At 77.3% G+C, this 16,405-nt stretch carries 12 protein-coding genes and 1 pseudogene; 3 read left to right on the top strand and 10 right to left on the bottom strand.

What is annotated here, in order from left to right; translation table 11 throughout:
* Positions 1-5 precede the first annotated feature (5 nt).
* The 8 genes and pseudogenes from HCK00_RS22325 to HCK00_RS22295 form a co-directional block, all read right to left on the bottom strand.
* A complete protein-coding gene (locus HCK00_RS22325; RefSeq protein ID WP_168103825.1) occupies positions 6-1,385 on the bottom strand; it encodes a YcaO-like family protein in 1,380 nt (459 codons plus the stop codon).
* On the bottom strand, positions 1,382-2,881 hold the full coding sequence (locus HCK00_RS22320) for a CocE/NonD family hydrolase (protein ID WP_168103824.1): 1,500 nt from the start codon (positions 2,879-2,881) through the stop codon (positions 1,382-1,384). Before HCK00_RS22320 ends, HCK00_RS22325 begins: the two co-directional genes overlap by 4 nt.
* Positions 2,878-3,759 carry a hypothetical protein gene (locus HCK00_RS22315; protein ID WP_168103823.1) on the bottom strand — a complete coding sequence of 294 codons (882 nt, stop codon included), beginning with the start codon at positions 3,757-3,759 and terminating at the stop codon, positions 2,878-2,880. Before HCK00_RS22315 ends, HCK00_RS22320 begins: the two co-directional genes overlap by 4 nt.
* Before the next feature lie 181 nt (positions 3,760-3,940).
* Positions 3,941-4,054, bottom strand: a complete 114-nt coding sequence (gene amiA, locus HCK00_RS27890; protein ID WP_240661371.1) for a streptamidine family RiPP — start codon at positions 4,052-4,054, stop codon at positions 3,941-3,943.
* A gap of 56 nt (positions 4,055-4,110) precedes the next feature.
* Positions 4,111-4,938 (bottom strand): ABC transporter ATP-binding protein, encoded by an 828-nt coding sequence (locus HCK00_RS22310; RefSeq protein WP_168103822.1) that lies wholly within the window; start codon positions 4,936-4,938, stop codon positions 4,111-4,113.
* A 79-nt stretch (positions 4,939-5,017) separates the two neighbouring features.
* Positions 5,018-6,025 carry a FecCD family ABC transporter permease gene (locus HCK00_RS22305; protein ID WP_168103821.1) on the bottom strand — a complete coding sequence of 336 codons (1,008 nt, stop codon included), beginning with the start codon at positions 6,023-6,025 and terminating at the stop codon, positions 5,018-5,020.
* Positions 6,026-6,216: 191 nt separating this feature from the next.
* A pseudogene (locus tag HCK00_RS22300) lies at positions 6,217-7,188 on the bottom strand (FecCD family ABC transporter permease); the annotation flags it as partial.
* Between the two features lie 110 nt (positions 7,189-7,298).
* Positions 7,299-8,276, bottom strand: a complete 978-nt coding sequence (locus tag HCK00_RS22295) for an ABC transporter substrate-binding protein (RefSeq protein WP_168103820.1) — start codon at positions 8,274-8,276, stop codon at positions 7,299-7,301.
* A 90-nt stretch (positions 8,277-8,366) separates the two neighbouring features.
* Between HCK00_RS22295 and HCK00_RS22290 the strand changes: the two genes are divergently transcribed.
* The 3 genes from HCK00_RS22290 to HCK00_RS27035 all read left to right on the top strand — a co-directional run bounded on the left by HCK00_RS22290 (position 8,367) and on the right by HCK00_RS27035 (position 14,051).
* Positions 8,367-9,569, top strand: coding sequence for a hypothetical protein (locus HCK00_RS22290; RefSeq protein WP_168103819.1), 1,203 nt, complete (start codon positions 8,367-8,369; stop codon positions 9,567-9,569).
* A gap of 562 nt (positions 9,570-10,131) precedes the next feature.
* Complete coding sequence (locus tag HCK00_RS22285) at positions 10,132-12,249, top strand: ATP-binding protein (protein ID WP_168103818.1); 2,118 nt, start codon at positions 10,132-10,134, stop codon at positions 12,247-12,249.
* A gap of 92 nt (positions 12,250-12,341) precedes the next feature.
* A complete protein-coding gene (locus tag HCK00_RS27035; protein ID WP_206320749.1) occupies positions 12,342-14,051 on the top strand; it encodes an RICIN domain-containing protein in 1,710 nt (569 codons plus the stop codon).
* Between the two features lie 133 nt (positions 14,052-14,184).
* Here HCK00_RS27035 and HCK00_RS22270 read toward each other — a convergent pair whose 3' ends face one another.
* Both HCK00_RS22270 and HCK00_RS27885 read right to left on the bottom strand, forming a co-directional pair.
* Positions 14,185-15,237 (bottom strand): type VII secretion system-associated protein, encoded by a 1,053-nt coding sequence (locus HCK00_RS22270; protein ID WP_168103816.1) that lies wholly within the window; start codon positions 15,235-15,237, stop codon positions 14,185-14,187.
* Positions 15,238-15,351: 114 nt separating this feature from the next.
* On the bottom strand, positions 15,352-16,404 hold the full coding sequence (locus tag HCK00_RS27885) for a type VII secretion system-associated protein (RefSeq protein WP_240965992.1): 1,053 nt from the start codon (positions 16,402-16,404) through the stop codon (positions 15,352-15,354).
* Between the last annotated feature and the right edge of the window lies 1 nt (position 16,405).

Here is a 16,405-nt window from a genome sequence, read left to right as displayed (position 1 = left end):
CGTCCTCACATGTGCGGCGGGGGCGCCAGCGTGAAGTCCTCCGGCCCGCTCGGCGGCGTGTCGCGCCAGCCCCGTGCGACGGCGGCCCCGGCGAGACGCGGGCAGCCGAAGTAGCCGAAGGCGGCGGGCGCGTTGGGCAGCAGCCCGGAGACGAGGACGCGGGCGACGCGCAGGGCCGTTTCGGCCACGTCCTCGGTGGTGAGGTCGAAGGTCATGACCCGGTGGCCGCCCGCGCGCAGCGCGCTCTCCAGCCGTTCCCGGCCGCCGGGGGCGATCGCGTCGACGGGGACCGTTCCGAGCGCGGGCGCGGTGAACCGCCGGGCCTCGGCGGCCATCCGCTCGTCCAGCCACACCTGCACGTGCGCTCCCAGGTCCCGCACGTGCTCGAACTGCTCGCCGCACGCGTCGAGGTAGCGGCCGTCGGCGCGGTGGTCCAGGTAGAGGCCGCGCGCCAGCAGCCCGGCCTCGACGGCCTGGAACACCCAGCCGCCGGGGCCGGTCAGGCCCTGGGTGAAGACCCAGGTGTGGACGGCTTCGAGGACGGCCTTGCGGGCCGCTTCCGCCGGGTCGTACTTGCACGCGAACCCGGCGGCGTACAGGCCGAGGCGCGGATCGTGGACGAGCGCGGCCACGCAGGGGGCGAACTCCGAGGCCATCTCGACGAGGTGGACCTCGAGCGCGGAACCCGCCAGGTCCTCGGCGAGGCCGGGCACGCTGGCCGGGTCGATGCCGCGGGACGGGCCGTCCAGGTGCCACCACAGTTCCAGCGCGTCGCGTTCGACGATCTCCAGCAGGCCGCGCTCGGCGGCGTCGTCCAGGCCCTGCCCGGTGGCGATCCCGGCATAGTTGAGGTGGTGGGTGCGGGGCAGCTCGCGCAGGTCGCCCTGGCGCCAGTTGAGATGGGTGAGCGCGACCGGCGCCCACACCTCGGCGGAGGCCCCGCCCGGCAGCAGTTCGGTGCCGCGCGTCCACAGGGCCGGGGTCCCGGGGGTGAGGGGCCGGTAGGGGAACTTCTCCCGGATGTACTGCCAGTGGGCGTACGCGGGCAGCTCCCCCGGGCCGTACAGCCGCAGGCCCCGGCCGGCCAGCTCGGCGGCCGTGGCGCGCACCGGGGCGCCGGGGTGGCCGGGCGGCGGCACACGGTTGCCGCAGTACCGCTCCACCCCCTCGGCTATCGCGGCGACCCGCGCCTGCTCCGGGTCGCCGAACGTCGTGCCGAGGGAGACCCGGTCGGCGGGCCACAGGCCGAGCCTGCGGGCGTCCGACACCTCGGCCGTCACCGCGGTGTACCGGGGCGGGGTGCCCGGGGGGTGCTCCACGGGCTTGACCTTGCGGACGATGCCGCAGACGGGGTCGACGAGTGCTTCCAGTGGCAGCGCCGTCATCGCAGAATCTCCTCGGCGGGGTCGGCGGGGGTGGGACGGGACGGGAGCACGGGCAGCCTCAGCTCCACGCCGGCCGGGTCGACCTCGCGCCGGGAGGCGAGCAGCCGGTCCGCCGTCACCGGGTCCTCACCGGTGTGGGGGTTGCGGGCGTGGGCGGGGAAGTGGTGCCCGGCGATCTCCAGGCGCAGCCGGGTACCGGCCGGCAGCCGGCGCGCGAGCCGGCCGAGCCCGACGGTGAACCCGCTCTGCCGGCCCGCCGGTTCGGCGCGCCGGACGACACCGGCGGCGAGCCGCTCGGCGGCACCGTCCGGCGTGAGGGCGACGAGCCGGGCGGCCCAGTCGGCGGACGGCGTGTGGGCGGTGGCCCGCAGCCGCACGCTCACGGGGCCGGCCACGTCGAGCGGGCGCGGCAGCGGCGGGGTGGCCAGCACACACCGGTCGGGCGGGCGCCCGGAGGGGGACGCGTGGGGTGCGGGGACGGCCAGGTCGTCGGAGCGGACGGGCCGGCCGGGGTCGGCGGTGAACGCGGCGCCGTGCAGCGGCACCAGCCGCGGCGTGCGGAGCTGCCCGCCGGTGGCGGCGGGCAGCCACAGATCCGCGCCGCCCAGCGCCAGCGCGCCGTGGTGGCCGGGGGTGAGGGCGCCGGCGAGGGCGCGGCGGGCCCAGCGCGCGTACAGCTCGCCGAGGTTCAGCCGGTGGGCGGGGCGCGCGTCCGGTCCGGGCGTGGTCACCAGGGAGTGCCCCCAGGGGCCCAGCAGCAGCCGGGCCGAGGGCCCGCCCCAGGCGCGCCACAGCGCGACGGTCTCCTCGGCGAAGTGGTCGTGGTGGCCGCCCACCGCCAGCAGCGGCACCCCGGCGTGCGCCGCCCGCGCCACGAGACGCCCGCGGCCGTGGTGGCGCCACAGGCCGGCCCAGGAGGGCAGGCTCCGGCCCAGCCGCTCGGGGAGGCCGGTCAGCGGCAGGTGGCGGAGGAGACCGGGATCGCCGGCGAGCGCCCTCTCCAGCGCGCCCTCGTCGGAGTCCCGCCGGTCGCCGTGGGCGGCCCACCACCCGGCGCGGGAGAGCAGCCGTTCCACGCCGGACGCCTCGCGTGCGGTCTCCGCGGGGCCGAGGGCGGGCACGGCGGCGAGGACGGCGTCCGGCCGGGCGTCCTCCGGCGCGTCGAGGGCGAGCACGAGAGCGCAGTGGGCGGCGTAGGAGGCCCCGGCGGCGACCAGCCGGCCGTCGCTCCACGGCTGCCGCCGGACCCAGCGGGCGGCGGCCGCCCCGTCGGCGGCCTCGTTCTCGTACGGGCGCCACTCCCCCGGCGCGGCGAACCGGCCCCGCACGTCCTGGACGACGGCGGCGAAGCCGTGCCGGGCCCAGCCGTCCGCCTCGGGCAGGTGCCGGGCGCGGTCGTAGGGGGTGCGCAGGAGGACGGCCGGGAAGGGGCCCGCGCCGTCGGGGAGGCGGACGTCGGTGGCGAGCCCGCCGGTGTCCGCGCCGGGCGCCGTCATCCGTGCCCACCGGGCGCCGGCGCGACCTCCGGGACGGGGAGGACCGGGTGTGCGGTGACGGTCAGCGTGGTCAGGTCCACCCGGCGGAGCCGGAGCCGGGCGGGGAGCCGGGCGGGAAGGATGTCCGGACCGGGGGTGCCGGTGGCCCACCGGCCGAGGTCCTCGGCGAGCAGCGCGGCGAGCAGCGCGGCGGCCGGAGGGGTGAGCCCGGCCGGTGCGCCGGAGACACGGGGGCCGCTCCAGTACGCGGCCAGTTCGCGGTGCGCGGGGGTGGCGGCGAGCCGGCGGGAACGGACGTGGGCCGAGGTGACGTCCCCGGGGGCGGCGGCCACCGGCTCGACGAACGCCTGCCGGCCCTCCCGATGGCAGCGCAGCCAGGCGACGCCGTGCTCCGGCAGCCGGTCGGCCCCGTCCCAGAGGCCGCCGGGCACGGGCCCGTCGAGGCACCACACGACGGCGGCGGGGTCCGTGGCGAGCAGGTCGCCGGTGCCGGGCGGCGCCGTGGGGTCCGTGGCGGGCGGGTCGCCGGCCCCGGCCGGCGCGGGGTACGGCTCGGCGCCCAGGGCCGTCAGCTGCGCGGCGAGCGGTCCGGTCAGCACGGCGTCGCCGAGCAGCAGGACGCGCCGGCGGGCGGCGGGCCATCCACCGGGCGGGGAGCCGTCCGTCAGATATCCGGCCTGCTCGAACGCGTGGACGACCCGGTCGAGTTCCGGGTCCGCCGGGCCGGCGGTGCCGTCCGCGAGCCGCGCGAGCAGCGCCCGCTCGTCCGCGCCGCCCGTCCTGACGCCGAGGAACTCCCCTCCGGGGGTGCGGAGGGCGAGACCCCGCCCGGGTACGGCGACGACCTCGGCACCGGGAACGAGCCGGCTGCGGGACACGGTGATCCTCCTTGACGCGTGAACCTGGGACGGGCAAGAGCTGGGGCTTTGAGGGGCGAGGGCTCCGGCGGGCAGGAGCTCCGGCGGGCAGGAGCTCCGGCGGGCGTGGGCCCGCCCGGCCGGAGGAGGCGCCGGGCGGGCCCACGGTCGAGGGAGCTGAGCCCCGCTCACTTCTCCGTGCTCACTCCTCCGTGTCGTCGAAGGGGTTCTCGACGAGCGCGTTGGAGTGGGAGGCCGAGTCGTGGGCCAGCTGGCCCGGGTCCGCGATCGGTGCGAAGACCTGCTCGTTGTCCATGAACTCTCCTTCATCGTCAGGGAGATACGGCGTTCGGTTGACCGCCGCCATGAACTCTAATGAATATGATTTTCATATTCTAGTGGGGGGAGCGGGTGATCTGGATAACACACCGGCCATCCCCCCTCGGGGTCCTCGCCGACCCGGCCGGCCACCCGCAGCACGTCCGCCAGCAACCCCGGCGTGACGACCTCCTTCGGTGTCCCGTCGGCCACCACGCGGCCCGCGCGCAGGGCGACGACACGCTCGGCGAACCGGGCCGCGTGGGCGAGGTCGTGCACCACCATCACCACGGAGAGCCCGCGTTCCGCGCGCAGCCGCACCACGGTCCGCAACACGTCCAGCTGGTGGTGGAGGTCGAGGTAGGTGGTCGGCTCGTCGAGCAGCAGCACGCGGGTGTCCTGGGCGAGCGCCATCGCCAGCCGCACCCGCTGCCGCTCGCCCCCCGACAGCGCGTCGACCTCCCGGCCGGCCCACCGCTCCACGCCGACGTCGCGCAGCGCCCGCGCCACGACGGGGTCACCGTCGCCGTCCTCGCGCAGCATGCCCAGCGGGCCGCGCGCCGCGTACCGGCCCTGCCGCACGAGGTGGCGCACCGTCATACCCGGCACGGCGGGGGACGACTGGTGCAGCAGCGCCACCCTCCGGGCCGCGGCGCGCCGTGAGAGCCGGGCGAGGTCGTCCCCGCCGAGCAGCACACGCCCCTCGTCCGGCCGCAGCAGGCCCGCGGCCAGCCGGAGCAGGGTCGACTTGCCGCAGCCGTTCAGACCGATGAGGGCGGCCAGTTCACCCGGCCGGACGGTCAGGTCGACCCCCCGCAGCACGGGCCGTCCGGGGTAGCCGAAGTGGACCCCCTCGACGTGGATTCCCACGGGCTCGCTCATGTTCCGTTCTCCTGGATCGGCGGGGCGGATGTCAGGCCGGCGGGGGCCGGCCGGCGGACCGCCGGGGCGGCGGGCGGTCTCAGAACGTGTGGCCCGGCGTGCGGCGCACGACCACCAGCAGCAGGGCGGCGCCGAGACACGCGGTGAGGGCCCCGACGGGCAGCGTGAGGCGCCCGGCGTCCAGCCCTTCGGCCAGCAGCCGCGAGGCGAGTTGCGCGGCGGCGTCCGCCCCGGCCACCACGACCGCACCCGTCAGGGCGGCGCCCGGCAGGCTCACCCGCAGGTCCGCCCCGAAGACCGCCACGGCCAGATGCGGGACGAGCAGCCCCACGAAGCCCAGCGCCCCGACGGCGGCCACGGCGCCCGCCGTCAGCGCGACCGCGCACAGCAGGGCGAGGGCCCGGGCCCGGTGGGCGGCGAGACCGGCGGCGAGTGCGGTGTCGTCCCCGCACCGCAGCAGCGTCAGCGGACCGGCCAGCAGCCAGGCCGCCGCACCCCAGGCGAGCGCCCACGGCCACAGCAGCTGCCAGTGCTGCCACACCCGGCCCTCGGTGGTGCCCACCAGCCACTGGACGACGCTGCCGAGTTCGCCCGGCTCCACCAGGAGCACCATGGCGGTGCCCCCGCCGAGCACGGCCGACACCAGTACCCCGTGCACCGCGGTCCGCGCGGGATCGCCCCGGCCACGGCCCGCGAGCAGCCACAGCAAGGTGGCGCCGGCACAGCCGCCGGCGACCGCGGCGAGGACCACCGTCCCCGGCGACTCCCAGCCGGCGAGACCCAGGGCCGTCGCGGTGACGGCACCGAGGACCGCCCCGGGCGTCACCCCCGTCACCTCGGGCCCGGCCAGCGGGTTGCGCAGCGCGGACTGAAGGACCAGGCCGGCCACGGCGAGGCACGCGCCCGCGCCGAGGGCCACCAGCAGCCGGGGCAGGCGGAGCTGGAAGAAGATGTGACGCTCCGTCGGGTCACCGCCGCCGCCCAGGACCTCCCAGGCCACGACCGGGGACATGCCGCGCCCGGCCACCAGTCCCACCCCCGCGCAGACCACGGCCAGGGCCGCGAGCACCGCGAAACGCCGGGTCACCGCTCGTCCTCCGGCCCGGCCGCCGCGGCGGAGGGCCGGGAGGCGCCCGCGGGGCCGCCGCCCGTGGGCCCGCCCCGGTGAACGCCACCCGCCCCGGGGGCGGGGGCGGAGGGCGCCGTGCCGGCCGCCGCCCGGGGGCCGGGCGGGGTTCCGTACCCGGCGGCGGCCGGCGCGGCGCCGGAGCCCGCCCGGGCCCGCCGGACCGCCCGGCGCCCGCCCCCCGCCCGCATCAGGGCGACCCCGGCCGGCACCCCGAGCAGGGCCGTCCAGGCACCGGCCGGTGTCTCCACGGGAGCCAGGGCCAACCGGGCCGGGACATCGGCGACCGCCACGACGACGGCCCCCCACGCGGCGGACCACGGGAGCCGGCGCACGGCTCCCGCCGCGGGGGTGAACCAGCGGGCCAGGTGCGGGGCGAGGAACCCCACCCAGGCCACGGGCCCGCACACGGCCGTCACCGGGGCGATCAGCACCACGGCGAGGGCCAGCGCGGCCAGCCGGGCGCGCCGGACCCGCACGCCCAGCGCCTCGGCGTCCTCGTCACCCAGCCGCAGCACCGACAGCACCGGCGCGCACAGCACGAGGGCGGGGGCCGCGACGAGCAGCCACGGCCACAGCCCCGTGACGTCGTCCCACGTCCGGGCGGAGAGGGAGCCGAGCAGGTAGCGGTAGATGAGCTGGAGGTCGAGCTGGTCGGCCATGACCATCAGGACGAGCAGCGCGGCTTGCAGCGCGGCCGCGACCGCGGCTCCGGTCAGCAGCACCGCGGACGGGCTGCGGCCCAGCCCGGCGGCGAGCAGGGTCAGCCCGCCGCCCAGCGCGGCTCCGCCGACGGCGAGCAGGGGCTGGACGGCGGCGGGCAGCGACACGGCCAGCACCAGGGGAGCGGCCACTCCCAGCGCGGCCCCGGAGGACACCCCCAGCATCTCGGGCACCGCCAGCGGGTTGCGCAGCGCCTCCTGGAGCACCAGCCCGGCCGCACCCAGACAGGCACCCGCGACCACGGCCAGCACCAGCCGGGGCAGGCGGAGTTCGGTGACGACGATCCCGGCGAGGGTGGCGTCCCCGTCCAGCACCGCGCCGGCCAGCCGGTGCGGCGGGACGAGAGGGGTGCCGAGACTCAGGGCGCAGACCGAGGCGGTGGCCGCGAGGACCGCCACCAGGACGGGCTGCCATCCGCGGACCCCGCGCGGCGGACGGCGGGTTCCCCGCGCGCGGCCGGCCGGGACAGGCTCCGTCGCGCGCGCCGGAGCGGGCACGGAAGGGGAGCCGCTCACCGCAGCGCGGCCGTGGCCTCGTCGAGGACGATGCCCAGTGAGCGGGTGCCGCGCCCCTTGGCCCACACCTCGGAGTTCACCTCGTGGACCGCGCCGTTCCGCACCGCCGGGATCTTGCCCCAGAGGGGGTTCGCGGCCAGCTTCTCCGAGAGCCTGCCGTCCGCGTCGCCGAAGCTCATGGTCTCGACGAAGAGCACGTCCACGTCCTTGGCGAGGATCTCCTCAAGGCTGTAACCGCCCTCCACGCCCCGGGACTTCCAGGGGTACTCGGCGATCCTGGGGAAGAGGCCGGCGGTCACGTCGGTCTCCGGGGTGGCGACGCCGAAGTTCTCGTCGCTGCCGTAGATGACGAGCGCGGTCCTGCCGCTCGGGGCCTTCTCGGCCTCGGCGAGCCTGGCGCGGAAGGCCCGTTCGGCCTTCTCCCCCTCCGTGGTACGCCCGGTCAGCGCCGCGAGGTCGCGCAGGTAACCCACGCTGTCCTGCCAGGTCCCGGGCTGCATGGACCAGAACGTGGTGGCGCCCTTCAGCGCCGGGGCGAGCTTGCCGTGGGTGTCCCCCAGCCCGATCACGAGATCGGGCTTGTGGGAGAGGATCGCCTCCACCTCCGGGGCGATGAACCCACCGGGGATGACGTCGACCTCGGCGGCCTTCTCCTTCCCCAGGAAGTCCGGGTGGGCGAGGAGTTCACTGTTGGTGGCCACCGGGACGATGCCCAGTTCGGTCAGGGCGTCGTCGCAGAGCGCGAACAGGCAGACGATCCGCTCCGGCGGTTTCTCCAGGGCGATCCGCACGCCTTTGGTGTCGGTCAGCTCCGTCGCCGCCTCGATCGGCTCGGCGGTCACCTCCGTCCTCGCCGGGGGCTTCGCCCCTCCGCCCGCCCGCTCCCCGGCAGCCGGGCCGCAGCCGGCCAGGGCGCAGCCCACCAGTGTCGCGGTGAACCAGCCGCGGACGCGTCTCGACGGTGTGCGCAGCATCGCTGCCCTCTTCTCTCCTCGGATACCGGCGACGCACCGAAGATACATGATAATCATTTTCATCAACCAGCCCGAGTTCCCGGAGGCCCGATGCCCGATCCCGCCGCCCCCGTCCTGCTCGTCTCCGACCACGTGGCCGGAGCCGTCCACGTGGTGACCGTGCCGGAGGGCGCGGTCACCGGACGCCTCACCGGCCGTCATCTCTCCGAGCACGCCGGGTTCCTGGCCCTGCCCGGGGGGCGGGTGGCCTGCGTCGACGACCGCCGTGGGGAGCTGCTGGTGCTCGACCCCTTCGGTGAGACGCTCGTGGAGCGCGCGGTGCCGGTCGCCGTGCCGGCCGAACACCTCGCCGGCGACCCGTCCGGCCGCCGGCTGGTGGTCACCACCGGCCTGGGCGGGAACACCGCGCCGTGGTCGGACCTGCTGACGGTGGCCGATCTGGCCACCGGGGAGGCCGCGCGGGTGCGTACGCGCGCCGGCGAGCCGGGGGTGACGGTGCTGGACGGCGGGGATCCGCTGGTCGTCCTGCGGCACCGGGAACCCGGGGCGCTGGCCGTCCACCGGTTCGCGAGCCTCCTCGCGGCACCGCCCGGCTGCCCCGTGGTCCCCCCGGACACGCTCCTGCCGCTGCCCCCCGACGGCCACGGCGACGCGTGCGACCCCGGCCCGGGGGAGGTGTTCGCCGCCGCGGGCGACGGGGTACACCGGGCCCGGCGGAGCGGCGGCACGCTCGTGGCCGGGGCGGTGATCCCGTGGGAGTCCCCCGCCCGAGGCTGGTACCTGCGGCTCGACACCCGGCGGCGGGCGCTGTGGTCCACCCTGCGCGGCGGGCCCCCGGATCCCCTGCGGTGGCCGGAGTGGAGCAACCAGGCCTGGCGCCACGATCTGGCGACGGGCCGCACCGCACGCACGGACCTCGGGCCCGGCCTCGTCTTCCGGCTGGCCCTCGCCCGGAGCCACACCGCGTTCACCCGCGTCCACCCCGACGGTGACGAGCTGGTCCTGCTGGGCGCCGACGGCACCGTCCGGCGCCTCCCCCTGCCCGCCATGGAGGGCGCCCCCCGGCGCGGCGGCACCCCCTGGGAGGGCGTCCAGCGGCGGGCGGTGGCCGCCTCACCGGGGTCCGACTGGGTCGCCGTCACCCGCGGCGGCCACGGCGAGGTGCACCTCGCCGACGCGCGCACGGGCCGGGAGGCGGCGCGGGTGCGGCTGGACACGCCGCTGCACCACGGCGGCCACCTGGTGCTGCGCACCCGTCACGACGGCGCCGCCGGCGACCCCGTGGGACGCTGACGGCACCTCACGCGGGATGTCCGGCGCGGATGCCGGACGCGGGCCCGGCCGGCACCACGGCCCGGGCCCGGGTACGGACGGGGGCGGGGCTCCGCGCCCGGCTCCGCGAGGCCGGGCGGGCCCGGGCGGACCCGGGCCGGCGCGGGTGCCGGCGGTGGCGGAAAACCCGGTGCCGTAGGCGGGCTGGGCACCGGGCGGAAGGGCGGCAGGGGCACGCGCCACGGCGCAAGGATGCCCCCTCGGGCAGAGTCCCGGGACCGGTGGGGCAACGTTCGGGATCTCGGCCGGGGCGCGGCCGGCGGCGCTTCCGGAGGGCCTGATTCCTCCGGCGGCGCCCCCATCGCGGCGTTCCGCCCGAGAGAGCCCCCGGTGGTCCCGCCGGGGGCCGGACCGCGGGACGATCCGGGCCGGTCCCTCCCGGATGACATCACGCCCGGCACGGCAACCTCCATGCCGTAGTCTGCCGCCTCACGGCGATATTGAGACAGGTGTTTCTCTTGCGCACTGCGGTGCGCACGGGAGTCGCGTCGCCCGCGAGTGCCGCCAGGAGGTGGGGCGAGCCATGAACGCAACGCAGGGTCAGGACATGTGGTGCGGCCTGCTGGGCCCGGTCGAGGTACTGCGGGGTGACACCGCGGTGGACCTCGGTCCGCGGCAGCGGAAGGTCCTTCTCGCGCGGCTGCTGATCGAGGACGGCCGCCCGGTCTCCGTCGGCGAACTCTGCCACGACCTGTGGCAGGGGGATCTGCCGACCGGCGCCGTCTCCTCGGTCCGCGCCCACGTCAGCCGGTTGCGCGCGGCGCTCGAACCGGGACGGCAGGGCCGGTCCACCGTGCTCGTCAGCGGCCCGTCCGGCTACGCCCTGAAGGTGCCGCGGGAGGCGCGGGACACCACCGCCTTCGAACGGTCCGTCAACCGCGCGCGGGACGCCCTGCGTCTCGGGCGGCTCCAGGCCGCCGAGCGGGAGATCGACGCCGCGCTCGGGCTCTGGCGCGGCGAGGCGCTCGGCGAGGCTGCCGGGCACGCCTTCGCGCTGCGCGAGAGCGCCCGCCTCAACGCGGCGCGCCAGGACGCCGAGGAACTGCGCGCCGCCCTCCTCATCCAGCTCGGCGACGCGGAGCGGGCGGTGGAGGCGGCGGAGGACCTCACCGTCGGCGCGCCGCTCCGGGAGGCGTCCTGGGCGCTGCTGATGCGCGCGCTCTACCTGGCGGGACGCTCCGTGGAGGCGCTGGACCGGTACGAGCGGTTCCGCACCATGCTGGCGTCGGAACTGGGCCTGGACCCCAGCCCGAAACTGCGTGAGCTGCACACCGCCGTCCTCCGGCACGACCGGGACGTCCTCGGGGACCCCCGGCCCCCCCGCTCCGCCACCACCCTGTCCGGCACACCGGAAGCCTTCGGCCTGCCCCTGGTGGGCCGGGCCGGGGAGACCGCGCGGCTCACCGGCCTGCTGGGGCCCGCCGCGGCCGGCCGCACCCAGTGGGCCGTGCTCTCCGGCGAGCCGGGGTCGGGCAAGAGCCGGCTGCTGGAGGAGGTCGCCGCGCGAGCCGGGGAGGCGGGGTTCACCGTGGCCCGGGCCACCGGCGGGCAGGCGCTGGGCGGCAGCGACGGGATCTCCCTGCTCTGCCCCACCACCCAGCTCCTCGACGCGCTGCGGGCGGACCGCGACACGGCCGAGAGCCCCACCGCGCCGGCGGACCACGGCACCGGCACCGGCAACAGCAACAGCAACAGCAACAGCAACAGCAACAGCAACAGCAACAGCAACAGCAACAGCAACAGCAACGACGGTGGCAGCCGGGGCACCACCACCGCCGGGCCGGGCACCTCCGGCGAGGAGCCGTTCGAGACCCTCCTGCGCGAACTCACCCGGGGCCCCGGCCCCACCCTGTGCGTCATCGACGACCTCGACTGGGCGCCGCCGGACTTCTGCGCCCTGCTGCGCCGGCTCGCCTGCGTGGTGCGGGACGCCCCCGTCGCCGTCGTGTGCGCCCTGCGGACGACCGACGGCCCCGCGGCGGGCGAACTCGGCGGTCTCCTCGCCGAACTGGCCCGCCGCGGGGCGACGTGGCTGCACCTGGAGCCACTGTCCGCCGACGACGTGGCCGACCTGCTCAGGGCCCGCGGGGAGGACACCCCGGCCGAGACGGTCCAGGCGCTCCACCGGCGGTCCGAGGGCAACCCCTTCACCCTCGGCGAGCTGCTGGACCTCCCGGCCGACCGGCGCACCGGACCGGCGGCGCGGATACCGGCCGCGGTGCGCAGCATCGTCCACGCGCGCCTCGCCGACCTCCCCGGGCCGGTCCGCACGCTGCTCGGCCACGCCGCCGCCGACGGCGAGTGGCTGGACGTCGAACTGCTCGCCGCCGTCCAGGGCCTGACCCAGGACCGGCTGCTCCCACTCGCCGACGCGGCGGTCACCGCGGGGGTCCTCGTCTGGGACGCGGACCCGGACGCGGAGGCACGCGCCGCCGGGCGTTACCGTTTTCCCGAACTGCCGCGCGAGGTCGTGCTGTCCGCGCTCACCCCGTCCTCGCGCCGGCTGCTGCACGCGGCGCTCGCCCGTGAGCTGACCCGGCGGGCCGGTGCCGACCCCGAGCGCCTGGCCCGCCATCTGCGGGCGGCGGGCCCCATGGCCCCCGACCCCGTCCGCAGACCCGCGCCGGAGCCCGGGACCTGACCCCGGCCCCGGCACCGCCCCCCGACCGCTCCTGTCCCCCCGTCAGCCCCGTCATCCCGTCGGACTCGAGTCCGAGACCCGAGGAGAAGTACATGTCCGATCGGCATCAGCCAGCCGGTGAAGCCTCCGCCCGCGAGGAGGGACAGGCCGCCGCCGGCGGCGCCCCCGCCCCGGGCGCCGCCGGGGAGGCCACCTCCCAGGGGACCCCCACCCCGGACGCCGGGGACGCCGCCGCGGTCGACGCCGCCACCGTCGAAGCCCGCCTCGCCGGCCGGAAGGACTCCGCCGAGTCCCGCACCGAGCCGGAGCCCCGTACGGAGCGGGAGCTTCCGCCGACCCGTACAGAGAGCGGCGGGTCCAAGGCCGGGACCCCGGCGGAGGCACCGGCGGAGGCACCGGCGGAGACCAAGTCCGTGTCCGCGGTGACCCCCCGCCGTGGCACGGCCGCCGGCCCCACCTCCGAACCGGAGACGGACCCGGACGAGCCGGGCGCCTCCGGCACTCCTGGCGCCACTGGCAGCACCGGCGCCTCTGACACCTCTAACACTTCTGACCCCGCTGGCACCTCTGGCACCTCTGACAGCGCGGCCTCCGGCACTCCGGCCGCGGGGACCGCGAAGGCCGGCGGCGTGGACGCCACGGCGGACGCGGAGGCGGCGCCGGACACGGCCCGGGACTCCGCCGCCGGAATCCACGCCGGTGACGCTCCCACCTCCCGGACGGCCGTCACCGCCGGGGCCGCCACCGCCGGGGCCGCCACCGCCGGGGCCGGGGCCGCCACCGCCGCGGCGCCGGCCGACGCCGCGCGCTCCGGCGGCATCCGCGGCTGGGCCGCCCGCCGGCGCCAGGCCCGGGCCACGGGCGACGGTGACGGGCACGGCGGCGGCGTCGCCGTGGCGGCGGCCGGTGCCGGTGCGAACTCCGGGAAGGGCGCGACCGCCTTGGCCGAGCCGCTGCCCGGGCGTCCCAACAAGCCCGTGCTCGCCGGCGCGGCGATGGCGGGCGCCATCCTCGTCGCCGTCCCCCTGCTGATCATGGCCACCGGCAGGAGCGGGGGCGGCGAGGAGAAGACCACCAACACCGGCTCCGGCACCGTCCTGGAGGAGGACGACGGGATCGCGGGTCAGTTCGTCGCCGAGTCGCCGTCGCCCTCTCCCTCGCCGTCGAAGAAGGACGAGGACGAGAAGGAGAAGGAGAAGCCGGTGCCGCCGCCCGTGGCGCCCCCGGTCGCGGTGGAGTCGCCGTCGCCGTCCGCCACCCCTGAGAAGGAGGCGGAGGAGAAGAACACCGTCAAGAAAAAGAAGAAGAAGCCGAGCGATCTGCCGCCGGTGCTGACCCGGGTGCTGATCAAGAACAACACCAACGGCACCTGCGTGGACATCCCCGGCAGGGGCAGCGGGAAGATGGGCGGCCCGATCCAGCACGCCGGGTGCGACGGCAGCGACGAGGACAACCAGCTCTGGAACCTCGAGAAGATGTTCGACGACAAGGGTCCCGGCGGCACCCCGCTCTTCCAGATCCGCAACGTCATCGACAGCCTCTGCTTCGACCTGCCCGGCAACGGGGGTGTCGACCCGGCCACCAAGGTCGTCCAGTACAAGTGCTGGGGCGCCAACCTCAACGACAACCAGCTCTGGTGGCTGGACAAGCGGGCCGAGGGCCGCTACTGGATCCGTAACCTCGCCAGCAACAACATGTGCCTGGACTCCTACGAGCCGGGGGACCCGAACAAGAACCTGATCATCTGGCACTGCACCCAGGAGAGCCAGAACAACCACGAGTGGATCATCACTCGGGGCTGACCGCCCCGGCTCCCACGGCCGGTCCGTGACACGGCCCGGCCTCCCGGCGGCCACGGACGGCCCGGAGAGCCCGGACGGCCCCGGCGGAATCACCTTCCGCCGGGGCCGTCCTCCGTTTCCGGGCCGGTCACGGTCAGGTGCCGTCCGCCGTTCCCGGGGCGGGGCGCTCGCCCTCCGCCGCGCTCCCGGGTCCGCCGCCGTCCACCGCGGCGCGCGGGCCGCTCTCCGTCACCGCCGGGGCGGGGAACGGGACACCGCCGGAGAAGTCCAGCAGCCCGGAGGCTCCCTGGTCCTGCTCCGACGGTCCGAACCCGGCCGCCCCGTCGCCGAACTCGTCGCCGTCCTCCTCGGCCGCGAACCGCTCCAGGTCGGCCTTGCCCGCCCGCAGGGCGTCCGCCGTGACCAGCTGGCCGACGGGCGCGGAGGAACTCAGGAAGAGCACCTCCTTGCCCTCCGGCAGCCGCTCCAGCAGCGCCGGCACGGGCATCACCTCGTGCGGCGGGAGCCGGTCCCCGTCCAGCTCCGGTGAGGGCGGGAAGACCGGCACGGCGGGGGTGCCGTCGGGCGCCTCGGTGACGGAGAGACCGCCCTGTTCGTCGAGGCAGACGGCCACCTCGGCGTCGGCGAGGCAGAGCGCGAACAGCTCCTCCGAGCCGTAGCCGGTGGCGACGAGCTGGGCGGCGGCGTCCGCGGGGCTGACCGGCCGGGCCCAGCCGTGGGCGTCCGGCGACGGGCGGTAGTCCGGGTTCTCCTCCCACTCCACGATCTCGCCGCGCGCGTCGCTGCGCCAGCGCCCCAGCACGGCCCAGGAGGGCGCGGGCTCGCCCGGCTCGCCCTCCCAGTGCCGGTCGATCACGGACAGCCAGTGGTCGGTGGCCACCTTGGCGGCCTTGACGTAGTCCTCGGGCGGCTCCCGGAAACCGGGCTGACCCTTGAGGACGGCGGTGGGGCCGCCCTGGATCCGCTCGTCGCCGTTCTCGGGGGTCTCGGGGGTCTCGGAGGTCTCGGAGGTCTCGGAGGTCTCGGAGGTGTCGGAGGTCTCGGAGGTGGTGTCCGGGGTCCCGTCGTTCTCCGGGCCCGGGTTCCCGGGGGTCACGGAGACCTCGGGGGTCTCGGGGGCGGGGCTCTCGGTGTTCCGGGGGCCGGTGCTCTCCGGCTCCTCGGGCGGTCCGGGGGGACTGGCCATGGGGAATCTCCATCAGTTCGTCAGTGCGGGGTGCCGCGGCGGGCCGCGGCGGATGCGGAGGGCCGGTGTGGCCGCGGTGGGACGGGCCGGTCGCCGAGGGCCCGGCGGCCGGGGTCAGCCGGCGGAGGCCGGGCCGGAATCCGGGGCACCGGCGCTCCCGGCTGCTTCCCCGGACTCCCCGGATGCCCCGGAGGCCCCGGAGGCCCCGGGATCCGCGGGTTCCCCGGCTCCTCCATCGGCGGAGGCGGCCGGGGTGGCGGAGCTCGCGCCGCCCCCCACCGTCGAGAGGCGTACGGCGGCGGGCGTCGCGGGCGGCGGCTCCTCCTCGCCGGGCCGGGCGGCCGGTTCGGTCCGCCCGTCCGCGCCGCCGTCCGCCGTGCCCGTGCCGTCCGCCGTGCCCATGGCGTCCGCCGTGCCCATGGCGTCCGCCGTGCCCATGGCGTCCGGCGTGTCCGTGCCGTCCGCCGTGCCCGGCGCTTCCGGCGTACCGACGGCGTCCGCCGGGTTCGGCGCGCCCTGGGCCGCCACCGCCGAGGCCGTCTCCGCCACCGCCAGCCGCAGCGCGTCGGCCTCCACCGTCATGGACACCGGGCCGGAGGGGTTGAGGTACAGCACGTGCCCCTCCGGCAGCCGGTCCACCACCTGGGGGACGGGGATCAGCTCGTAGCCGAAGCGGCCGGCCAGGTGCAGATACGTGGGCGAGGTGAACACCGGTACCACCGGCGCCCCGTCGGGCGAGGTGGCGGAGAGCGGGGCGCCGCCGGGGCCGAGGAGGACGGCGACCTCCGCGGCGGCGAGCGTGCGGGGCACCGCGTCGCCGGGGCCGTAGCCGGTGGCGGCGAGCTGCACCGCCTCGTCCACCGGGTCGGTCGGCGCGGGCCAGCCGAGGGCCTGGGGCGAGGGGCGGTACTCCTCGTTGGGGCGCCACTCCTCGATCTCGCCGTCCAGGCCGGACCGCCACTGCCCCACCACCGCCCAGTTCGGCGGCTCGCCCGTGCCGGACCAGGTGGGGTCGACCATGCCGAGCCAGTGGTCGGGGGCGAGCCGGGCGGCCTCCCGGATCTCCTCGGGGACCGGCGGCTCGGCGTCCTCGGCGGTGCCGGCCCCGGCGGTGGCGGCCGTGGCGGCCGTGTTCTCGGCGGCGGCCTCGGCGGCTTTGTCGTTCATG

The sequence above is a fragment of the Streptomyces zingiberis genome, from assembly GCF_012034935.1.
GTDB classification, from domain to species: Bacteria; Actinomycetota; Actinomycetes; order Streptomycetales; family Streptomycetaceae; genus Streptomyces; species Streptomyces zingiberis.
The sequence above is the reverse complement of the archived record's forward strand: the minus strand, read 5'-3'. Positions and strand labels throughout refer to the sequence as shown.